At 73.9% G+C, this 19,889-nt stretch carries 20 protein-coding genes; 16 read left to right on the plus strand and 4 right to left on the minus strand.

The window, feature by feature from the left end; genetic code table 11:
• Positions 1-108 precede the first annotated feature (108 nt).
• The 4 genes from ACFWEE_RS18425 to ACFWEE_RS18440 all read left to right on the plus strand — a co-directional run bounded on the left by ACFWEE_RS18425 (position 109) and on the right by ACFWEE_RS18440 (position 4,078).
• A complete protein-coding gene (locus ACFWEE_RS18425) occupies positions 109-855 on the plus strand; it encodes an ABC transporter permease (RefSeq protein WP_386890304.1) in 747 nt (248 codons plus the stop codon).
• A gap of 3 nt (positions 856-858) precedes the next feature.
• Positions 859-1,536 (plus strand): ABC transporter permease, encoded by a 678-nt coding sequence (locus tag ACFWEE_RS18430; RefSeq protein WP_386890305.1) that lies wholly within the window; start codon positions 859-861, stop codon positions 1,534-1,536.
• A 58-nt stretch (positions 1,537-1,594) separates the two neighbouring features.
• On the plus strand, positions 1,595-2,572 hold the full coding sequence (locus tag ACFWEE_RS18435; RefSeq protein WP_386890306.1) for a glycine betaine ABC transporter substrate-binding protein: 978 nt from the start codon (positions 1,595-1,597) through the stop codon (positions 2,570-2,572).
• A 300-nt stretch (positions 2,573-2,872) separates the two neighbouring features.
• Entirely contained in the window at positions 2,873-4,078 is a 1,206-nt protein-coding gene (locus ACFWEE_RS18440) for a hypothetical protein (protein ID WP_386890308.1), read from the plus strand.
• A 35-nt stretch (positions 4,079-4,113) separates the two neighbouring features.
• Here ACFWEE_RS18440 and ACFWEE_RS18445 read toward each other — a convergent pair whose 3' ends face one another.
• Both ACFWEE_RS18445 and ACFWEE_RS18450 read right to left on the minus strand, forming a co-directional pair.
• Entirely contained in the window at positions 4,114-5,256 is a 1,143-nt protein-coding gene (locus ACFWEE_RS18445; protein ID WP_386890309.1) for an NADH-quinone oxidoreductase subunit D, read from the minus strand.
• Positions 5,257-5,326: 70 nt separating this feature from the next.
• Positions 5,327-6,298 carry an SAM-dependent methyltransferase gene (locus ACFWEE_RS18450; RefSeq protein ID WP_386890311.1) on the minus strand — a complete coding sequence of 324 codons (972 nt, stop codon included), beginning with the start codon at positions 6,296-6,298 and terminating at the stop codon, positions 5,327-5,329.
• 129 nt (positions 6,299-6,427) lie between these two features.
• On the opposite strand from ACFWEE_RS18450, the gene ACFWEE_RS18455 reads away from it, so the two are divergent.
• Together ACFWEE_RS18455 and ACFWEE_RS18460 are read left to right on the plus strand one after the other, a co-directional pair.
• Positions 6,428-7,627: a sensor histidine kinase gene (locus ACFWEE_RS18455; RefSeq protein ID WP_386890312.1), complete on the plus strand. Its 1,200-nt coding sequence runs from the start codon at positions 6,428-6,430 to the stop codon at positions 7,625-7,627.
• A 91-nt stretch (positions 7,628-7,718) separates the two neighbouring features.
• Complete coding sequence (locus ACFWEE_RS18460; RefSeq protein ID WP_386890314.1) at positions 7,719-8,393, plus strand: response regulator; 675 nt, start codon at positions 7,719-7,721, stop codon at positions 8,391-8,393.
• Positions 8,394-8,408: 15 nt separating this feature from the next.
• On the opposite strand, the gene ACFWEE_RS18465 is transcribed toward ACFWEE_RS18460, so the two are convergent.
• Positions 8,409-9,521 (minus strand): DUF5937 family protein, encoded by a 1,113-nt coding sequence (locus ACFWEE_RS18465; protein ID WP_386890363.1) that lies wholly within the window; start codon positions 9,519-9,521, stop codon positions 8,409-8,411.
• Between the two features lie 104 nt (positions 9,522-9,625).
• Here ACFWEE_RS18465 and ACFWEE_RS18470 point away from each other — a divergent pair, with 104 nt between their 5' ends.
• Positions 9,626-9,802: a hypothetical protein gene (locus ACFWEE_RS18470; protein WP_386890316.1), complete on the plus strand. Its 177-nt coding sequence runs from the start codon at positions 9,626-9,628 to the stop codon at positions 9,800-9,802.
• Between the two features lie 112 nt (positions 9,803-9,914).
• Here ACFWEE_RS18470 and ACFWEE_RS18475 read toward each other — a convergent pair whose 3' ends face one another.
• The gene (locus ACFWEE_RS18475) at positions 9,915-11,060 is read right to left on the minus strand and encodes a threonine aldolase family protein (RefSeq protein WP_386890317.1); all 1,146 of its coding nucleotides are present in this window, start codon (positions 11,058-11,060) and stop codon (positions 9,915-9,917) included.
• Positions 11,061-11,265: 205 nt separating this feature from the next.
• Here ACFWEE_RS18475 and ACFWEE_RS18480 point away from each other — a divergent pair, with 205 nt between their 5' ends.
• The 9 genes from ACFWEE_RS18480 to ACFWEE_RS18520 all read left to right on the plus strand — a co-directional run bounded on the left by ACFWEE_RS18480 (position 11,266) and on the right by ACFWEE_RS18520 (position 19,752).
• The gene (locus tag ACFWEE_RS18480) at positions 11,266-12,243 is read left to right on the plus strand and encodes a Rossmann-like and DUF2520 domain-containing protein (protein ID WP_386890319.1); all 978 of its coding nucleotides are present in this window, start codon (positions 11,266-11,268) and stop codon (positions 12,241-12,243) included.
• Positions 12,240-13,307, plus strand: a complete 1,068-nt coding sequence (panC, locus tag ACFWEE_RS18485; protein WP_386890321.1) for a pantoate--beta-alanine ligase — start codon at positions 12,240-12,242, stop codon at positions 13,305-13,307. Before ACFWEE_RS18480 ends, panC begins: the two co-directional genes overlap by 4 nt.
• Positions 13,304-14,983 (plus strand): L-aspartate oxidase, encoded by a 1,680-nt coding sequence (locus ACFWEE_RS18490; RefSeq protein WP_386890322.1) that lies wholly within the window; start codon positions 13,304-13,306, stop codon positions 14,981-14,983. Before panC ends, ACFWEE_RS18490 begins: the two co-directional genes overlap by 4 nt.
• A gap of 80 nt (positions 14,984-15,063) precedes the next feature.
• The gene (nadC, locus tag ACFWEE_RS18495) at positions 15,064-16,107 is read left to right on the plus strand and encodes a carboxylating nicotinate-nucleotide diphosphorylase (RefSeq protein WP_386890323.1); all 1,044 of its coding nucleotides are present in this window, start codon (positions 15,064-15,066) and stop codon (positions 16,105-16,107) included.
• Positions 16,107-16,904, plus strand: coding sequence for a type III pantothenate kinase (locus ACFWEE_RS18500; RefSeq protein ID WP_386890324.1), 798 nt, complete (start codon positions 16,107-16,109; stop codon positions 16,902-16,904). Before nadC ends, ACFWEE_RS18500 begins: the two co-directional genes overlap by 1 nt.
• 161 nt (positions 16,905-17,065) lie before the next feature.
• A complete protein-coding gene (locus ACFWEE_RS18505; RefSeq protein WP_386890364.1) occupies positions 17,066-17,647 on the plus strand; it encodes a hypothetical protein in 582 nt (193 codons plus the stop codon).
• Positions 17,648-17,743: 96 nt separating this feature from the next.
• Entirely contained in the window at positions 17,744-17,923 is a 180-nt protein-coding gene (locus tag ACFWEE_RS18510) for a hypothetical protein (protein WP_386890326.1), read from the plus strand.
• Between the two features lie 671 nt (positions 17,924-18,594).
• Positions 18,595-19,173 carry a BlaI/MecI/CopY family transcriptional regulator gene (locus ACFWEE_RS18515; RefSeq protein ID WP_386890366.1) on the plus strand — a complete coding sequence of 193 codons (579 nt, stop codon included), beginning with the start codon at positions 18,595-18,597 and terminating at the stop codon, positions 19,171-19,173.
• A gap of 9 nt (positions 19,174-19,182) precedes the next feature.
• Positions 19,183-19,752: an amino-acid N-acetyltransferase gene (locus ACFWEE_RS18520; protein ID WP_386890328.1), complete on the plus strand. Its 570-nt coding sequence runs from the start codon at positions 19,183-19,185 to the stop codon at positions 19,750-19,752.
• Positions 19,753-19,889 lie beyond the last annotated feature (137 nt).

Below are 19,889 nucleotides of genomic sequence, written 5' to 3' on the forward strand. Positions count from 1 at the left end.
CGGTCCGTGGACGAGGATAGGCTCGCCGCCGTGCCCGCCGCCGGAAGGCCCGGGAAGGGCCCGTACCCGGGATTCGGACGGGTACGGGGGATGGGGAGGTGGGGGCGGATGGCCGGGTCGGACTGCCTGGTGACGAACGACTGGATCTGCGGCGCGTACCTGCGCTCCCGCAGCCAGGAGCTGACGGACGCGACCGTCCAGCACGTCTGGATCACCGCCGTGTCGGTGGCGATCGGTCTGCTGATCGCCTTCCCGCTGGCTCTGCTCGCCCGCCGGGGACGGCACTTCGCCGGACCGGTCCTCGGGCTGACGACGGTGATCTACACCGTGCCGTCGCTGGCGATGTTCTCCCTGCTGCTGCCCGTGTTCGGGCTCTCCGCCGCGCTGGTGGTCACCGGACTGGTGCTGTACTCGCTGACCATCCTCGTACGGAACATCCTGGCCGGGCTCGAAGCGGTGCCCGAGGAGGCCAAGGAGGCCGCGCGCGGCATGGGGTACGGGCCCGTACGGCTGCTCTGGGAGGTCGAAATCCCCCTGGCGCTGCCCGCGCTGATGGCCGGTCTGCGGATCGCCTCGGTCTCCACCGTGGCGCTCACCACCGTCGGTTCGCTCGTCGGCAAGGGCGGACTCGGCAACCTCATCCGGGACGCCCTGCCCAGCCTCTTCAAGGCCCAGGTGCTGGCCGCCTCGGTGCTCTGCGTGCTGCTCGCCGTCGCGGCGGACCTGCTGCTGCTCGGGGTGCAGCGGTGGCTGACCCCGTGGACCCGGGTACGGGCGGCGGCGCCCGCCGCCGTGACGGCCCGTACGCCGGGGACGGCGCCGGTGGCCGACGCCGCGAAGACGGAGGTGGGCTGAGCCGTGGGAGTGGTCGCGGACGCCTGGACCTGGCTGGTCACGGGCTCCAACTGGTCCGGGCCGGACGGTGCCGGGCACCGTCTCGCCGAGCATCTCTACGTCAGCGGGCTCGCCCTCCTGGTGGCCTGCGCGCTCGCGCTGCCGATCGGGCTCCGGCTCGGTCACCTCGGGCGGGGCGGCGCGCTCGCCATCAACATCTCCAACGTGGGCCGGGCGGTGCCCGTCTTCGCGGTGCTCGCCCTCTTCATGCTCACCCCGCTGCGCAACTCCGGCTATCTGCCGACCGTGATCGCCCTGGTGCTCTTCGCGGTGCCGCCGCTGCTCACCAACACCTACGTCGGCATGACCGGGGTGGACCGCGCGGTGGTGGAGGCCGCCCGGGGCATGGGGATGTCCGGGACTCAGGTCTTCCTCCGGGTGGAACTGCCGCTGGCCCAGCCCATGATCATGTCCGGGCTGCGGTCCGCCGCCGTCCAGGTGGTGGCCACCGCCTCGATCGCGGCGATGGCCGGGCTCGGCGGCCTCGGCCGCGTCATCACCGCCGGGTTCAACCGGTACGACACCGCCCAGGTGTTCGCGGGAGCGGTCCTGGTCGCCCTGCTGGCCCTGGTGGTGGAGGGCGTGCTCCTGGCGCTCGACCGGCTGCTGTCGCCGCTGCGGCGGCGGGGCCGCCGGGCGTGAACAAAAGCCCGCCCGGCAACGTCATCTCACTGTCAACAGGCTTGGACGGAGAAGGAACATGAGCAGAACCTCGCGCATAGCGGGTGCGGTCATCGGGACGATCGCGTTGGCCGGGTCGCTCGCCGCCTGCGGGGGCGACAGCCTGGAGAAGGACGGCGGCAAGAGCGGTGCCTCCGCCCCGGCGGACGCCGGGAAGGGCACGCTCGTCATCGGTTCGGCGGCCTTCACCGAGTCCAAGGTGCTCGCCGAGCTCTACTCCCAGATCCTCGCCGACGGAGGCTGGAAGACCTCCATCACCACGGTGGAGAACCGGGAGCTGTACGAACCCTCCCTGGAGAAGGGCGAGATCGACGTCATCCCCGAATACGCGGCGACCCTGGCGGAATTCCTCAATGCCAAGGTGAACGGCGCGAAGGAGGCGGAGAAGGCCCCGGTGGCCTCCGGCGACGTGGCGGCCACCGTCGCCGCGCTGGAGAAGCTGGCGTCCCCGCTCGGCCTGAAGGTCCTTCCGGCCGGAGAGGCGGTCGACCAGAATGCGTTCGCGGTGACCAAGGAATTCGCCGCGAAGAACAAGCTGACGACCCTTTCCGATCTTGGTAAGTCGAAGATCAAGGTGAAGATCGCGGCCGGCGACGAGTGCGCGGTACGGCCCTTCTGCGCTCCCGGGCTGAAGGCCACGTACGGCATTGACGTGGCCGGTATCGACCCCAAGGGCGTCGGCACTCCGCAGTCCAAGCAGGCGGTGAAGGACGGGGTGGACCAGCTGGTGCTGAGCACCACCACGGACGCCGTCCTGGACGCGTACGACCTGGTCTTCCTGGAGGACGACAAGCACCTCCAGAACGCCGACAACCTCCTTCCCGTGGTGAATGCCAAGGACGCCGGGTCGCCGGAGGTCGCCGCACAGCTGGCCAAGGTCACCGGGGTCCTGACCACTCAGGACCTCGCGGAACTCAACCGCAAGGTCGACGCGGAGCGCGCCAAGCCGGCGGATGTCGCCAAGGAGTATCTGACCTCGAAGAAGCTGATCGGCTGACGGCCCGTCCCCGGGTATGCGGCGCGCGGGTATCGGGCCCGCCGGTATCCGGTTCGCGGGTATCGCGCCCGCGGGTATCGGGTGGCCGGTTTACGGCCCCCGGTATCGGACGGCCGGTTTCCGGCGGCCGTATCCGGGGTGACCGCCCGGTGGCCGGGGATTTCCTGACGGGATCTCCGGCCGCCGGAAAGCGGGAGGAAAGAGGCTGCCCGCGTTGTTCGACGCCGTGTCAGGTAACCGCAGGGGAACAAAAGACCGGTCGGACTCCCGTACGCCGATCGCACGCGGTAAATTCCAGCCATGCCCCGTGGACGTCATCGTCATTCGCCACCCCTGCACAAGTTGCTGCCGCCCTCCGCGGTGGCCGGAGTGTCGGTCGCGCTGGCCGCCGGTGCGTGGGTGCCCCTGGACACGCTCCCGCTGCGCCTGCTCGCGACGGCTGCCGCCGCCACCGGTCTCGTCGGCGCCTTTCTGATGCGTACCTGGGACCAGGCCGCCGGACTCCGTGTCGCGGAGCTCCAGCGCGCCCAGGCCGGTGCCGAATGGCGGGCCGAGGAGCGGGTGGCGGAGCTGGAACAGGAGCTGGAGGAGGCGCGCGAGCTGCGCACCCGGCTGGAGACCAAGCTGCGTTCCAAGCGGATGGAGCTCGCCGGACTGCGCGGGGAGCACGCCGGGCTGCTGCGCCGGTACGCCACCGCCGAGACCGAGCGGGCCAGTGCGCTGGAGGGCCGCAGGCAGCTCGCCATCGAGGCGGCGGCCACCCCGATCGCGCTGCCGCCCGCCCGTTCCACGCCCACCCCGTCCGCGTACCTCGCCGCCGCCCGCGCCCTGCGCGACCTGCCGCGCAACGCCGCGCTCCAGGAGGCCCGCCGGACCGCCGAGCTGGCCCGGCAGCGGGATCTCGCCGAGCGCGCCCGGGAGTCGGTCGCGGAGGCGGACGGCCCGGGGGGCCGGCACGCGGCGGACGGGGAGTACGGCGACCGCACGGGCGGCGACCACGCCGCGTACGGCGGCCACCTCACCGACCACCGGACCAACGGCACCAGCGGCGACGGCGCGCATCCGGCGGACCTCGCGCCCCGGGCCCCGCGCGCACCGCGGCAGCAGCCGGGTCCGCTGCCCGCGTTGCCCGCGCCCCGGGCGGCCGGCCCGTCCTCGCCGCCGGCCCGGGTGGCCCGTACGGTCCCCGCGGCCTCGGCCCTCGTACCGCACTCCGCGCCGCGCCGGGCGCAGGTGCCGCAGGGCGGGTTCGACTTCTTCGGCACCCAGCCCGGGGGCACGGGCCCGGCGGCCGGGGCGGGGACGGCGGGTGCGGCACCGGGACAGCGGCAGCCGTCGCGGCCCGTGCAGGAGGAGGACCTGGCGGACGTGGTCGGGGAGGAGGCGCTGGCCGTGCACCGCAGCCACGCCGGTGACCCGCGCGCCGTGGGCAAGGTCATCGACCTGGCGCAGCCGGACACCCGGGACCGCCCCGGCCCCTCCGGGCTGCGGGGCGCCGCTTCCTGACGGGGCGCCCGCCGCGCGGGGCGGGGCCCGGCGGGCTACTTGTCGATGTCGCCGACGACGAAGAAGAGCGAACCGAGGATCGCGACCATGTCGGCGACGAGCGTGCCCGGCAGCAGCTCCGTCAGCGCCTGGATGTTGTTGAACGAGGCGGAGCGGAGCTTCAGCCGGTACGGCGTCTTCTCGCCCTTGGAGACGAGGTAGTAGCCGTTGACGCCGAGCGGGTTCTCGGTCCAGGCGTAGGTGTGGCCCTCGGGGGCCTTGAGCACCTTGGGCAGCCGCTGGTTGATCGGCCCCGGCGCCAGCTCGTCCATCCGGTCCAGGCAGGCGTCCGCGAGGTCCAGCGCGTTGACCGTCTGCTCCAGCAGGCACTCGAAGCGGGCCAGGCAGTCGCCCTCGGTCCGGGTGACGACCTTCAGCACGTCCGCCAGCTCCCCGTACGCGAGGTACGGGTCGTCGCGCCGCAGGTCGAAGTCGACGCCGGAGGCGCGGGCGATCGGCCCGGACACGCCGTACGCGTGCACCGCCGCGGCGGTCAGCACCCCGACGTCGCGGGTGCGGCCCCGGAAGATCTCGTTGCCGAGCACCAGGTCCTCGTACACGTCCATCCGCGAGCGTACGGAGGCCACCGCGTCCCGGGCCCGGCCCAGCCAGCCCGCCGGGAGGTCCTCCTTGAGGCCGCCGACCCGGTTGAACATGTAGTGCATCCGGCCGCCGGAGACCTCCTCCATCACGGCCTGGAGCTCCTCGCGCTCCCGGAAGGCGTAGAACATCGGCGTGATGCCGCCGAGTTCGAGGGGGTACGAGCCGAGGAACATCAGGTGGTTGAGGACCCGGTTCAGCTCCGCCAGCAGGGTCCGCGTCCAGACCGCGCGCTCGGGGACCTCCATGCCGAGCATCCGCTCGACGGCCATCACCACACCGAGTTCGTTGGAGAACGCCGACAGCCAGTCGTGGCGGTTGGCGAGCATCACGATCTGCCGGTAGTCGCGGGCCTCGAAGAGCTTCTCGGCGCCCCGGTGCATGTAGCCGATGACCGGCTCGGCGCTCAGGACGCGCTCGCCGTCCAGGACCAGCCGCAGCCGGAGCACACCGTGCGTGGAGGGGTGCTGCGGACCGATGTTGAGCACCATGTCGGTGCTCTCCGCCGCGCCACCGATGCCGACCGTCGTCTCCGTCATGCGGCCCAGTATTCCTTGCGCGGTGACCCGTGCGTGCGGGCAGCCGTCCCCGTACGGCCGGGGGCGCCGCTCACCCCACCCGCTGCACCAGCCAGCCGAAGTCGCCGAGCCCGCCGCGCGCGGTGAGTTCGGCCGCCTCGCCCGCCGCCGCGAGCGCCCGGACGTACCCGGCGGGGTCGGTGGACGCCAGCGCCAGCGGCGGCCGTCCGCCGAAGACGCCGAGGCGGCCCAGGGCGGTGCGCTGGTCGAGGAGTTCGGGCGCCGGGCCGCCGGGCGGCGCCCCGGCCGCCGCGCAGGCGTCGAGGGCGACATGGGCGGTGAGGTCGCAGGAGCCGTCCGGCACCGGGTCCACCTCGCGCCCGGCCCGGAACCCGGTCAGGGTGCCGAACGGCGGCCGGGCGCCGCGCACGTGCGCGTAGTCCACGGCGACCGCGCGCCCCGCCGCCAGCGAGCCGACGGCCGCCGCCCACGCCAGGTCGCGGGGCAGCCCGATCTCGGCCCGGTCGCCGGGGCCGGCCGGTGTCCACCAGCGCTCCAGCCACCGCGCGTCCGCGCCGGACACCGGATCGCCCAGCCGCTCCGCGCCGTCCGTGGGCCGGACCCGGACGTACCGGACGGTGCCGTCCGCGTCGGCCTCCACGACGTCGAGCGGCACGTTGTCCAGCCACTCGTTGGCGAAGAGCAGCCCGGTGACACCCTGCGGCAACCGCGCGCACCACTCGATCCGGTGATCCAGGCCCGCCGGACGGTCCGCGACCTCGACGGCGTACGCGGTGATCCGCAGCCCCGCCGGAGCGGCGGCCAGCACCCCCGCGGCCAGCTCCCCGCGTCCCGCACCCATGTCCACCAGATCGACGGTGTCCGTACCCAGCTCGGCGGCGGTCTCCGCGAGCAGCCGGGCCACCGCCGAAGCGAAGAGCGGGGAGGCGTGCACCGAGGTGCGGAAGTGCCCGGCCGGGCCCTCCGGCCTCCGGTAGAACCCGCGGTCGCCGTACAGCGCGGCCTGCGCCGCCGCACCCCATCCGAGCCATTCTTCCGTCACGGGGCAAGTCTCCGGCATCGCTCTTCGGTACCTCTCGGGTACCTCTCCACCTTGGGGAGTACGGGCCGTCGTACCGGATCGATCCTCCGGTTGACCCGGGTACCCCGCGCCCTTCCCTACGCTGGCAAGGTGCAGCGCCTCTACGACTTCCTCCGCAGACACCCGACGGGCGTCGACTGCTTCTGGGCCGTCGTCCTGCTCGGGCTCTCCGGGGTGGCCTTCGTGGCCGAACCCCCGGCAGGGCTGCGGGAGCGGGCCTGCTCGGTTCCGGTCATCCTCGGGCTCTGCGCCGTGGTGGCACTGCGCCGCCGGATGCCCGAGCGGATGCTGCTGCTCGCCCTCGGGATCGGGATCGCCCAGGTGGCGCTCGGCGTCGAGACCGGCATCGCCGACTTCGCGCTGCTGGTGATCATCTACACGGTCGCCGCGTCCGGGGAGCGCTGGGCGTCCCGGCTGGCGCTCGCCTGCGGCCTGGGCGCCGCCGGGATCTCGCAGGCGCGCTGGCCCGAGCAGGAGGGCGGCTGGGTCCAGCAGGCCTTCGTCGTGGTCGTGCTGACCGTGCCGTTCGTGCTCGCCTGGGTGCTCGGCGACTCGCTGCGGACCCGGCGGGCGTACTTCCGGGCGCTGGAGGAGCGGGCGGCCCGGCTGGAGCGCGAGCGTGAGGCCCAGTCCAAGGTGGCCGTCGCCGCCGAGCGCGCCAGGATCGCCCGCGAGCTCCACGACGTGGTCGCCCACAACGTCTCCGTGATGGTGGTCCAGGCCGACGGCGCCGCCTATGTCATGGACGCGGCACCCGATCAGGCCCGTCAGGCCCTGGAGACCATCTCCACCACCGGCCGCCAGGCCCTCGCCGAGATGCGCCGGCTGCTCGGCGTGCTGCGCACCGGGGACGCCGAGACCAGCGGCGAGTACGTCCCCCAGCCCGACGTCGAGCAGATCGACGAACTCGTCGAACAGGTCCGCAAGGCCGGTCTCGCCGTCGACTTCACCGTCGAGGGCACCCCGCGCCCGCTGCCCAGCGGCGTCGAGCTGACCGCGTACCGCATCGTGCAGGAGGCGCTCACCAACACCCGCAAGCACGGCGGCCCCGACGCCGGGGCCAGCGTGCGGCTGGTCTACTTCGACGACGGCCTCGGGCTGCTCGTGGAGGACGACGGCCGAGGCGCCCCGCACGAGCTGTACGAGGACGGCGGGGCGGACGGCGCCGGCCACGGCATGATCGGCATGCGGGAACGGGTCGGCATGGTCGGCGGCACCCTCGACGCGGGCCCGCGCCCCGGCGGCGGCTTCCGGATCAGCGCGCTGCTCCCGCTGAAACCGGGCACGTGACCTCCGGTCCGCTGCCCGCGAGCCCTTCTTCCCACCCAGAGTCCCCTCGTCCGCCCCGAGCCCTCTTCCCACGAGACAGGAGCCCCGCCCCATGGCAGCCATCCGCGTGATGCTCGTCGACGACCAGGCGCTGCTGCGCACCGGCTTCCGCATGGTGCTCGCGGCCCAGCCGGACATGGAGGTGGTCGCCGAGGCGGGCGACGGCGCCGAGGCGATCGAGGTGCTCCGCGCCACCGCCGTGGACGTCGTCCTGATGGACGTCCGCATGCCGAGGCTGGACGGGGTGGAGGCCACCCGCCGCATCCGCGCGCGGGAGAACCCGCCGAAGGTGCTCATCCTGACCACCTTCGACCTGGACGAGTACGCCTTCACCGGGCTCAAGGCCGGGGCCAGCGGCTTCATGCTCAAGGACGTGCCGCCCGGGGAACTGCTCAACGCGATCCGCTCGGTGCACAGCGGGGACGCCGTCGTGGCACCGTCCACCACCCGGCGGCTCCTCGACCGGTTCTCCCCGCTGCTGCCGAGCGCCGCCTCCAGCCCCGGCGACAAGCGCGTGGAGCGGCTCACCGAGCGGGAGCGCGAGGTGATGCTGCTGGTCGCCCAGGGACTGTCGAACGGCGAGATCGCGGGCCGGCTGGTGCTCTCGGAGGCCACGGTGAAGACGCACGTCGGCCGCATCCTCACCAAGCTCGGGCTGCGCGACCGGGTCCAGGTCGTCGTCATGGCCTACGAGTCGGGGCTGGTCAGAGCGGGCGGCGCGCGCTGACCCGGCGCCCCGCGCTCAGCGCAGTACGCCCTCCAGGAAGTCGCTGCCGAGCCGGGCGACGACCGTCAGGTCCAGCTGGTGCAGGACGTACCGGCCGCGCCGCCGCGTGGTGACCAGGCCCGCCTTCTTCAGCACCGACAGATGCCGGGAGACCTCGGGGGAGGTGATGCCGTGCGCGTCGGCCAGCTCGCCGGTGGTGTGCGGGGAGCGGGCCAGGTTGCGGCAGAGCCGCAGCCGCTGCGGATGGGCCAGTGCCTCCAGGCGCAGCCGGACGAGCTCCACCGAGGCGGACGAGGGCAGCTCGGGCCGGTGCACCGGGTAGAGGATCACCGGCCGCCACGCCGGGGCGTGCCCGATCATCAGGTGCGGCCAGCCGAAACCGGTGGGGACGAGGGTGATGCCGGGCTCGACCCCGGGGCCGGTCGCGGTGGTCCGGGCCGCGTTGAGCTTGTCGACCACGATCCGGTCGCCGTCCTCGCTCAGCGAGAGCGCCGCCGACACCGCGCCGACCGCCTCTCCGAGACCCTTGCGGCGGAGCACTTCCGTCTTGTGCCGGGCGTCGGCCACCAGCGGGACGCGCGCCCGGTTCCAGGTGTCGGCGAAGAACGCCTCGTCGCAGTCCTCGAAGAGCCGCCGGAGCCAGGCCCGCACCGAGCCCGGGTCCGCCAGCAGCCGTTCGGTGAAGTCGGTCTGGCGCGGGCCGCGCGCGGCGGCCATGTCGCGCGCCCGCTCGCCCGCCGCCGCGTTCGTCAACGGGGACGCGGTGCCCGTGCCGTAGAAGGTGCAGGAGGTGAACTCCAGGGCGGCCGAGACGAACTGCTCCTCGCTCAGCCGGTCCAGGGTGTCCAGGTCCTCGGCGAGGGTCGCCCCGGCCCGGCCGCTGCCGCCCGGGAGGCCCGCGAACGGCACGAAGATGTCGGAGAAGGTGTTCCGCCACAGGAACTCCGCCTCGTGCAGCCGGTCCGCGAGGTCCGGCGGGAGCGCGGCGGCGGTCGCGGTGACCCAGCCGTGCAGCCCGGGGTGGTGCCCCGGCTCCGAGAGCGCGTGCAGCGCCATCCCCAGCTCGGCCAGGGGGGAGGTCTCGAAGATGATGCGGTCGGCGGGGAGTCCGGCGATGTCGATGGTCACGCTCACCCGACCATGGTGCGGGGTCCCCGCCTCCCCGCGCACATCGCTTGACGGAGGACGTCAATCGGCGCGCGGTGCGGGGCGGGGCCGCGCAGGCTGAAGCCATGGACGCGATGCAGCAGCAGATGTACGACACCTGGCGCGCGACCCGGCGCGGCGAGCGCCCGCCGCCGCTGCCCGGCACCCACGACCGGGAGGTCCTGCGCGACCTCCGCCGCCGGTTCCGGGCCCGCCGCGAGGCCGGAGCCCGCAGGCGGGCCGGGGCCTGGCCGCGGTGGTGACCCCGGCCCCGGTCCCGGGTCCTTGCCCGGTGGTGCCCCGGCTCCGGTGGCGACCCCGGCCCCGGTGGTGACGTACCCGTGGCGGGGGCTCCGGCCCCCGGGGCGCGCGGGCTCAGACCAGGCGGGCGACGAACGCGCGCACCGCGTCCCGTACGTCCTCGGCGGTCCACTCCAGCCCCGGCGCGTTCACGGTGACCTCGGTGTACGCGACCCCGGGCGGCAGCTGGGAGCCGGCGAACCAGCGGCGGAAGAGGGTCGTCCCGGTCTCCTCGGCCTGGCGCACCGAGGCCTCGTCCAGCACCTCGGTGGAGTACGGCAGCCAGAGGTGGAACTGGTGGGTGTGCGGGGGCTCGGGGCGCAGCCGGAACCACGGCACCGCCGACTCCTCGAACGCCTCCGTCAGCGCCTCGGCGACCATCCTGGCCTGGGCCACGTACGCGGGCAGCCGGGGCAGCTCGTTCTCCAGGCCGATGAGGGCGGCGAGCGCGGCCGGGTACTGCTGGAAGAGCTGGCCGCCGTAGCGGTGCCGCCAGGTGCGGGCCTCCTCGACCAGCGTCCGGGGCCCGGCCAGGGCCGCTCCGGACATGCCGCCGAGCGACTTGTAGAAGGAGACGTACACGCTGTCGGCGAGGCCCGCGATCTCCGGCAGCCCGCGACCGAAGTGCGGGGCGCACTCCCAGAGCCGGGCGCCGTCCAGGTGCACCACCGCGTCGCGTTCCCGGGCCGCCGCCACGACCTCGGTCAGCTCCTCCCAGGTCGGCAGCGTGAAGCCGGCGTCCCGCAGCGGGAGCTCCAGCATCAGGGTGCCGAACGGCTCCGCGAAGCCGGCGACCTCCTCGGCGGTGGGCAGCCGGGGCGCGGTCGTCGGGTACACCGTCCGCAGCCCGCTCACCGCGCCGAGCGCCCCCCGTTCGTGCACCTCGGGGTGGGCCAGCGGGTGCAGGGCGACGGTGGCGTTGCCGGTACGTGCCGCCCAGCACCGCAGCGCGACCTGCTGGGCCATCGTGCCGGTCGGGAAGAAGGCCGCCGCCTCCATGCCCAGCAGCCCGGCCACCCGCTTCTCGACCTCGGCGACGACCCCGTCGCCGTAGATGTCGGCCGGTTCGTCCGTGTCGTACACCGCTTTGGCGCCCGCCGCGAGGGCGGCCAGGTGGTCGCCGAGCGTGCCGTCGGCGGAGGTGCGCGCCAGGATGCGGCGGGAGGCCTGCCAGGCGGTCAGCCTGCGCTGCCGCATCTTCTCTTCGTCCGTTGCTGCCATGCGACGATCATCGCCCGCCCGGTCCGGGCCGCCCACCCGGGGGTTTCGCGGGCCGTCGCGGGACACCCGGCACCGGGGGCCGGGGAGGGCGCCGGGAAGTTACCCACAGGCTGTGGACAGAGCGGAACCGGGACGGGGTGCTGGCGTAGCATGCAGAGGAATCGTCCGGTACCCCCCGCGGACTGGAACGGAAGGCCATAGCCGCGTGAACACGACATCTCCGAGAGATCCTCTCGACGCCAGGGACCGCCCCGCCCGCCTCACCGTGGGCGTCGTCGGAGCGGGCCGCGTCGGCCCCGCCCTCGCCGCCTCGCTCCAGCTCGCCGGGCACCGGCCGGTCGCCGTCTCCGGCGTCTCCGACGCCTCCCGCCGCCGGGCCGCCGCCCTGCTGCCGGACGTGCCGCTGGTGACGCCCGCCGAGGTCCTCGCCCGCGCCGACCTGGTGCTGCTCACCGTCCCCGACGACACTCTGCCCGGTCTGGTGCAGGGGCTCGCCGACACCGGCGCCGTCCGGCCCGGCCAGCTCCTGGTCCACACCTCGGGGCGGTACGGCACCCGGGTGCTGGACCCCGCGCTGCGTGCCGGGGCCCTGCCGCTCGCCCTCCACCCCGCGATGACGTTCACCGGCACCCCCGTGGACGTCCAGCGCCTCGCCGGCTGCTCCTTCGGGATCACCGCGCCCGAGGAGCTGCGGCTCGCCGCCGAGGCCCTCGTCATCGAGATGGGCGGCGAGCCCGAGTGGATCGAGGAGGAGGCCCGCCCGCTCTACCACGCGGCGCTCGCCCTCGGCGCGAACCACCTGGTCACCCTGGTCGCCGAGGCGATGGAGCTGCTGGCCAAGGCGGGGGTGTCGGCCCCCGACCGGATGCTCGGCCCGCTCCTCGGCGCCGCGCTCGACAACGCCCTGCGCTCCGGCGACGCGGCCCTCACCGGACCGGTGGCGCGCGGCGACGCGGGCACGGTCGCCGCCCACGTCGGCGAGTTGCGCGCGCACGCCCCGCAGATGGTCGCGGGGTACCTCGCGATGGCCCGCGCCACCGCCGACCGGGCCCTCGCGCAGGGCCTGCTCAAGCCGGAGTCCGCCGAGGACCTGCTCGGCGTCCTCGCGGACGGCACGCGCTCCGCCGGCCGCCCGGCCGGCCCCGCACCCACCGACGACGACGAGCCGGGGGAGTCCCGATGACCGCCGCACCCACCCCGGCGGGCACCGCCGTCCTGCTGCACACCGCCGCCGCGCTGGAGGCGCTGGAGCGCCCGGCGGGCGCGCGCCGCGCGGTCGTCATGACGATGGGCGCGCTGCACGAGGGCCACGGCACCCTGATCCGGGCCGCCCGCGAGGCCGCGGGACCGGGCGGCCAGGTCGTGGTCACCGTCTTCGTGAACCCGCTCCAGTTCGGCGAGGCCGCCGACCTGGACCGCTACCCGCGCACCCTGGACGCCGACCTCGCGGTGGCCTCGGCGGCCGGTGCGGACGTGGTCTTCGCGCCCTCGGTCGAGGAGGTGTACCCGGGCGGCGACCCGCAGGTCCGGATCACCGCCGGACCGATGGGCGAGCGCCTCGAAGGCGCCTCGCGCCCCGGGCACTTCGACGGGATGCTCACCGTCGTCGCCAAGCTCCTCCACCTGACCCGCCCGGACGAGGCGCTCTTCGGGCAGAAGGACGCCCAGCAGCTCGCGCTGGTCCGCCGGATGGTCCGCGACCTGAACTTCGGCATCGTGATCACCGCCGTCCCCACCGTCCGGGACGCCGACGGCCTCGCGCTCTCCAGCCGCAACCGGTTCCTGTCGCCCGCCGAGCGGCGTACCGCCCTCGCCCTGTCGGCAGCCCTCTTCGCCGCCCGCGACCGGCTCGCCGCCCAGCAGGCGCTGCGCGAGCGTGCCCTCGCCACCGGCGGCCCGGGACGGCAGGGCGCCGGTTCCGGTCCGGCGGGCACCGGCACGGACCGGGTCGCCGGGCTCAACGCGCTCGGCGAGTCCCGTCTCGCCGCCGACGCCCAGGCCGTGGCGCTCGCGCCGCGCGGCAGCACGGCCGAGGCCGTCCGGGCCGCCGCGCGCACCGTCCTGGAGGACGCCGCCGGGGCCGCGGAGCCGCTCGTGCTCGACTACCTCGCCCTCGTGGACCCGGCCGACTTCACCGAGGTCCCCGACGACCGGGACGGCGGCGAAGCCGTCCTCGCCGTCGCCGCCCGGGTCGGCGCCACCCGCCTGATCGACAACATCCCCCTCGACCTGGGAGTCCTCGCGTGACCGGAATACGGCTGACAGCCCCCGAACCCGGCTGGTCCATCGACGCCGACGTCGTGGTCATCGGCTCCGGCGTGGCCGGACTCACCACCGCCCTGCGCTGCGTCGCCGCCGGACTCGACACCGTCGTCGTCACCAAGGCCCGCCTGGACGACGGCTCCACCCGCTGGGCCCAGGGCGGCGTCGCCGCCGCGCTCGGCGAGGGCGACACCCCCGAGCAGCACCTCGACGACACCCTGGTCGCGGGCGTGGGCCTCTGCGACGAGCCGGCCGTCCGCACCCTGGTCACCGAGGGCCCCGGCGCGGTGCGCCGGCTCATCGACACCGGGGCGCGGTTCGACACCGACGAGAGCGGCGACGTCGCCCTCACCCGCGAGGGCGGCCACCACCGGAACCGGATCGCGCACGCGGGCGGCGACGCCACCGGCGCCGAGATCTCCCGCGCCCTGGTGGAGGCGGTACGCACCCGCGCCCTGCACACCATCGAGAACGCCCTCGTCCTGGACCTGCTCACCGACGCCGAAGGCCGTACGGCCGGTGTCAGCCTGCACGTCATGGGCGAAGGCCAGCACGACGGGGTCGGCGCGGTCCGCGCCCCTTCGGTGGTGCTCGCCACCGGCGGCATGGGCCAGGTCTTCTCCGCCACCACCAACCCGCCGGTCTCCACCGGCGACGGCGTGGCGCTCGCGCTGCGGGCCGGGGCGGAGATCTCGGACCTGGAGTTCGTCCAGTTCCACCCCACGGTCCTCTTCCTGGGCGCCGGCTCCGAGGGCCAGCAGCCGCTGGTCTCGGAGGCGGTGCGCGGCGAGGGCGCGTACCTCGTCGACGCCTCCGGTACGCGCTTCATGACCGGGCAGCACGAGCTGGCGGAGCTCGCCCCCCGCGACATCGTCGCCAAGGCCATCACCCGCCAGATGCAGCTCGACGGCACCCAGCACATGTACCTCGACGCCCGGCACTTCGGCGCCGAGATGTGGGAGCGCCGCTTCCCCACGATCCTGGCCGCCTGCCGCGAACACGGCATCGACCCGGTCACCGAGCCGATCCCGGTCGCGCCCGCCGCCCACTACGCCTCCGGCGGCGTCCGTACCGACCTGCACGGGCGCACCACCGTGCCCGGCCTGTACGCCTGCGGGGAGACCGCCTGCACCGGGGTGCACGGCGCCAACCGCCTCGCCTCCAACTCCCTCCTGGAGGGGCTCGTCTTCGCCGAGCGCATCGCCGCCGACATCGCAGGGCGCCGCCCCGCCCGCACCGAGGCGGTCCACCCCGAGGGCGGCCCGCGCGCCGCGCTGCTCGCCCCCGAGACCCGTACGACGATCCAGCGGATCATGACCCGGGGCGCCGGGGTGCTCCGCTCCGCCGAGAGCCTGGCCGCCGCCGCCCGGGAGCTGGAGGCGCTGCACGACAGCGCCGCGGGCTCCGGCGCGTCCGACGGGAAGGCCGCCGTCCCGGGCGTCGAGGCGTGGGAGACCACCAACCTCCTGCTGGTCGCCCGGGTCCTGGTCGCCGCCGCGTCCGCGCGCGCGGAGACCCGGGGCTGCCACTGGCGCGAGGACCACCCGGACCGCGACGACGAGAACTGGCGCGCCCACCTCGTCGTACGCGTCGGCGAGGACCGGACGCTCGCCGTGCGCCGCACGGAGGGCTCCGACTTCGACCCCGTACGCCCGGACTGACCCGCACCGCACCGCACGACCGCACCACCGCGCACAGCACCACCGCACCGCACCGCCCGACGCCCCGAGGAGCCGCAACCGTGAGCACGCCCGAAGAGAACCGCCCGACACCGGTGGACGTTCCGCTGATCCACATCGGGGCCCCCGCACCGTCCGCGGGCGGCTGCGGCGACGACTGCGGCTGCGCCTCCGACGCGTACGACCCCGACGCCCTGGAGTGCGGCCTCGACCCCGCGCTCGCCGAACTGCTGGCCGAGGCCGGCCTCGACCCCGTCCAGGTGGAGGACGTCGCGCACGTCGCCATCGAGGAGGACCTGGACGGCGGGGTGGACGTCACCACCGTGGCGACCGTCCCCGAGGACGCCGTCGCCACCGGTGACTTCACCGCCCGCGAGGACGGCGTCGTCGCCGGTCTGCGCGTCGCCGAAGCCGTGCTCTCGATCGTCTGCACCGACGACTTCGAGGTCGAGCGCCACGTCGAGGACGGCGAGCGCGTCACCGCCGGACAGAAGCTGCTGACGGTCACCACCCGCACCCGCGACCTGCTCACGGGCGAGCGCGGCGCGCTCAACCTGCTCTGCCGCCTCTCCGGCATCGCCACCGCCACCCGCGCGTGGGCGGACGTCCTGGAGGGCTCGAAGGCCCAGGTCCGCGACACCCGCAAGACCACCCCGGGGCTGCGCGCGCTGGAGAAGTACGCGGTCCGCTGCGGCGGCGGCGTCAACCACCGGATGTCGCTCTCGGACGCGGCCCTGGTCAAGGACAACCACGTGATCGCGGCCGGTGGCGTGGCCGAGGCGTTCAAGCGGGTCCGCGAGGAGTTCCCCGAGCTGGCCATCGAGGTGGAGGTCGACACCCTCCAGCAGGTCCGCGAGGTGCTGGAGGCCGGCGCCGACCTGATCCTGCTGGACAACTTCACCCCGGGCGAGACCGAGGAGGCCGTCGCGCTCGTCGCCGGACGTGCCGTGCTGGAGTCCTCCGGCCGCCTCACCCTGGACACCGCCCGCGCCTACGCCGACGCGGGCGTCGACTACCTCGCGGTCGGCGCGCTCACCCACTCCTCGCCCATCCTCGACATCGGCCTGGACTTCCGCGAGGCCGCCACCGGTGAGGCCGACGCCTGATGCTGCTCACCATCGACGTCGGCAACACCCACACCGTCCTCGGGCTCTTCGACGGCGAGGAGATCGTCGAGCACTGGCGGATCTCCACCGACTCCCGGCGCACCGCCGACGAGCTGGCCGTGCTCCTCCAGGGGCTGATGGGCATGCACCCGCTGCTCGGCGTCGAGCTGGGCGACGGCATCGAGGGCATCGCGATCTGCTCCACGGTCCCCTCCGTCCTGCACGAGCTGCGCGAGGTGACCCGCCGCTACTACGGCGACGTGCCCGCCGTCCTCGTGGAGCCCGGCATCAAGACCGGCGTACCGATCCTCATGGACAACCCCAAGGAGGTCGGCGCCGACCGCATCATCAACGCGGTCGCCGCGGTCGAGCTGTACGGGGGCCCGGCGATCGTCGTCGACTTCGGCACCGCCACCACCTTCGACGCGGTCTCCGCGCGCGGCGAGTACACCGGCGGTGTCATCGCCCCGGGCATCGAGATCTCGGTCGAGGCGCTCGGCGTGAAGGGCGCCCAGCTCCGCAAGATCGAGCTGGCCCGCCCGCGCAGCGTGATCGGCAAGAACACCGTCGAGGCCATGCAGGCGGGCATCGTCTACGGCTTCGCGGGCCAGGTCGACGGCGTCGTCGCGCGGATGAAGCGCGAGCTGGCGGCCGACCCCGACGACGTGACCGTCATCGCGACCGGCGGCCTTGCGCCAATGGTGTTGGGCGAGGCTTCCGTCATCGACGAGCACGAGCCCTGGCTGACCCTCATCGGGCTCCGCCTGGTCTACGAGCGCAACGTCGCGCGGATGTAGTCCCCGGCGCGGCGCACCCCGGCGCACCTGCGACGACGCCTTCCGGCGGCGGCGCGGGGGGCACCGGAACGCGCCGCGCCACAGGTGACCAGTTAAGAGGATTTTGTCCCTTTAGCACGTACTGTCGCGCCATGCCCACGCCCTACGGTTCACGAGGCGGCATGGCGTTCGGCGCGGACGAGCTGCGGGTACTCCGACGCGCTCTCGCCGTTGCCCTCCACCCCATGCCCTTGCCCGACGAGGATGTCCAGGACTGCCTGCGGCTCGCGGGAGCGGTGGACGATGCGGTCGGCGAGGCGGGCCGGCTCCGCGCGTTCCTCCTCGCCGACCTCGCCCGCTACCGCGCCGCCCTCCCCGGTTCCGTCACCGGCTACCTGGAGCTCCTCCAGGACGCCCTGGCCGCCGGTTACGACCCCAAGGCGGACGACCTCGCCGCCCTGCGGGCGCTGCGCGGCAGACCGGTCGCGGCGGCGCTCCTGGAACGCTGCCAGGTGCTCGCCGAACGCTCGGTGCGGGCCCGGCTGGCGGGCCGCGGCGCCGCCCTCACCGCGCCGGGCCCCCGCAGCCGGCTGCTCGCCCTGCCGGGCGGCCGTGCGGCGGCGGAGCCCCAGCGCCCCGCGAGCCCGGCCGCCCCGTCCCGGCCGCCGGTGCCGGGCGACCGCCCGATGCCCAAGCCGTCCGAGGTCTTCCCGCCGCGCCGCCGCCCGGTGCCGCCGCCGGAGGAGCACCGCGCCGCCGGCTGACCGCCCGGCGCGCCCCCGTGACTACGGCGGCCCGGCCCCCGACCCACCGGGAGGGGTGCTGCGGGCCGCCGTACCGCGCTCGCTACTCTGGACGGCATGGACTACGTGAAGGCGCTCATTCCGCCTGTCGTGATGGCCGCATTCTTCATCCGGCTCGTGATGACGATCGTGAAAAGCCAGGGCGGGCCGAACAAGGCCAAGGAGGACGCGGCCGTGGACGCCGCCCTCGCCCGCGCCGAGGCCGCCCGCCCGACCCCGGCCGCCGAAAGCGCCTGAGCGGCGCATTCACCGGGCGCCTCAGTCCGTTCCCGTTCCCCGGCCGGTTTCCCCGCAGGGGCGGGTGCCCCCGCCGCGCATCCGGTGGTCGTATACGCGCGCGCCCGTGAGCGGCGCCTCCTGTGCCGCGCCCCTATGCGTGCCGGGTATGCCGTGCCGCTATGCAGGTGTTCGCGGGTGGCCGGCCCCCGTGGCGGTATCCGGTGCCCGGTATCCGACGCCCGGTATCAGGGGTTCGGCCCGGTGCGGATCCTGATTCATCCCGCGTTCCGGCGTCGGCGCGCCCGTTTTCTCCGGTGCGGGTATCCCGGAGTCGCGCCGTCTTCCGCTTCTCGGGCCTTCCGGCGTCTTGGGCCTTCCGCATCTTGCGCCTTCCGTGCCTTCCGCGTCTTCCGTCCGGAACAACCGACCGTGCGGACGGTTATCGGCCGCCAAGACGGGCGTGCGGCGCATAATTCGCGCCCCCCATGTCACGTGCACAACCCGGCGCACTCCAAGAGCGCACGACTCGCATCGAGCCGTGCGCTCCTTTTCGTCGCCCACAGGGTTCCCTGGCTTCTCCCCGTGTTCTCCGGGGGTGGGTCTCCCGAGAAAAATAACTACTCATTTCGGACATCTCGCATTAAGGTGGCCGTGTGCCCCGTCAATTGGGAGAGCTGGAAGACGCCGTGATGACGCGCGTCTGGCAATGGAACCGACCCGTCACCGTGCGAGAAGTCCTGGAAGACCTTCAGCGCGAGCGCTCGATCGCTTACACCACCGTCATGACGGTTATGGACAACCTTCACCAGAAGGGGTGGGTCCGCAGGGAAGTCGACGGCCGGGCTTATCGATATACGGCCGTCTCCACGCGCGCCGCCTACTCGGCCGCACTGATGAACGACGCCTGGTCGCGGAGCGACAACCCCGCCGCCGCTCTCGTCGCCTTCTTCGGCATGATGTCCGCGGAGCAGCGGGAGGCCCTCAGGGACGCCGTGCGGATCGTTTCCCCCGGTGCGGGCGGTGTGGTGGCGCAACCGGCGCCACCCGCGGGCACGGGGGGCGCCGCGGCGGGCGGTACGGCGGCAGGCAGGGGCGACGGCACGTCCGACGACCCGGTGGGAGTTCCCGGCGAAGTCCCCACCGGACCCACCCCCGGACTTCCCGCCGAACCCACTCCCGAAGTCTCCACCGGACCCACCCCTGAAGTTCCCACCGAACTCCCCGCACAAGACCCGGCCGATGGCACGGCCGAGGACGGCGGGCGATAGCGTCGGGACATGTCTGCAGACCTGACGCAAAGCGAGTCGGAAACCGAAGGTGAAACCGACTCGGCGGTCGAAAAGCCCGCCATCACCGTCCGCCGTGCCAGGACCAGCGATGTGGGAGCGGTGCGCCGGCTGCTCGACGGCTACGTGACCGACGGCATCCTCCTGGACAAAGCGACGGTCACCCTTTACGAGGACATCCAGGAGTTCTGGGTCGCGGAACGCGACCAGGACGCGCGGGTCGTCGGATGCGGTGCACTCCACGTGATGTGGGAAGACCTCGCCGAAGTGCGAACTCTCGCGGTCGATCGCCGGGTCAAGGGCACCGGAGTGGGCCACCAGGTTCTCGACAAGCTGTTGCAGACCGCGCGCTGGCTCGGGGTCCGCCGGGTTTTCTGTCTGACCTTCGAAGTCGACTTCTTCGCCAAGCACGGCTTCGTGGAGATCGGCGAGACGCCGGTCGACACGGATGTCTACAGTGAGCTGCTGCGTTCCTATGACGAGGGTGTCGCCGAGTTCCTCGGTCTCGAACGGGTGAAGCCGAACACCTTGGGCAACAGCCGGATGCTTCTGCACCTGTGAGCGGTAGAACTGCGCCGAGTCCCTATGTCCGATACGCGCCCGTTTCCCGTGTTCCCCGGGTCCTGAACCTCTCCCTGGGGTTTGTGTTTTCCCGGGAAAAGCGGTTTCCTTTCCGCGTACTCCATTTTCGATGAAAG

It is taken from the genome of Streptomyces sp. NPDC060184, from assembly GCF_042728795.1.
GTDB lineage: Bacteria > Actinomycetota > Actinomycetes > Streptomycetales > Streptomycetaceae > Streptomyces.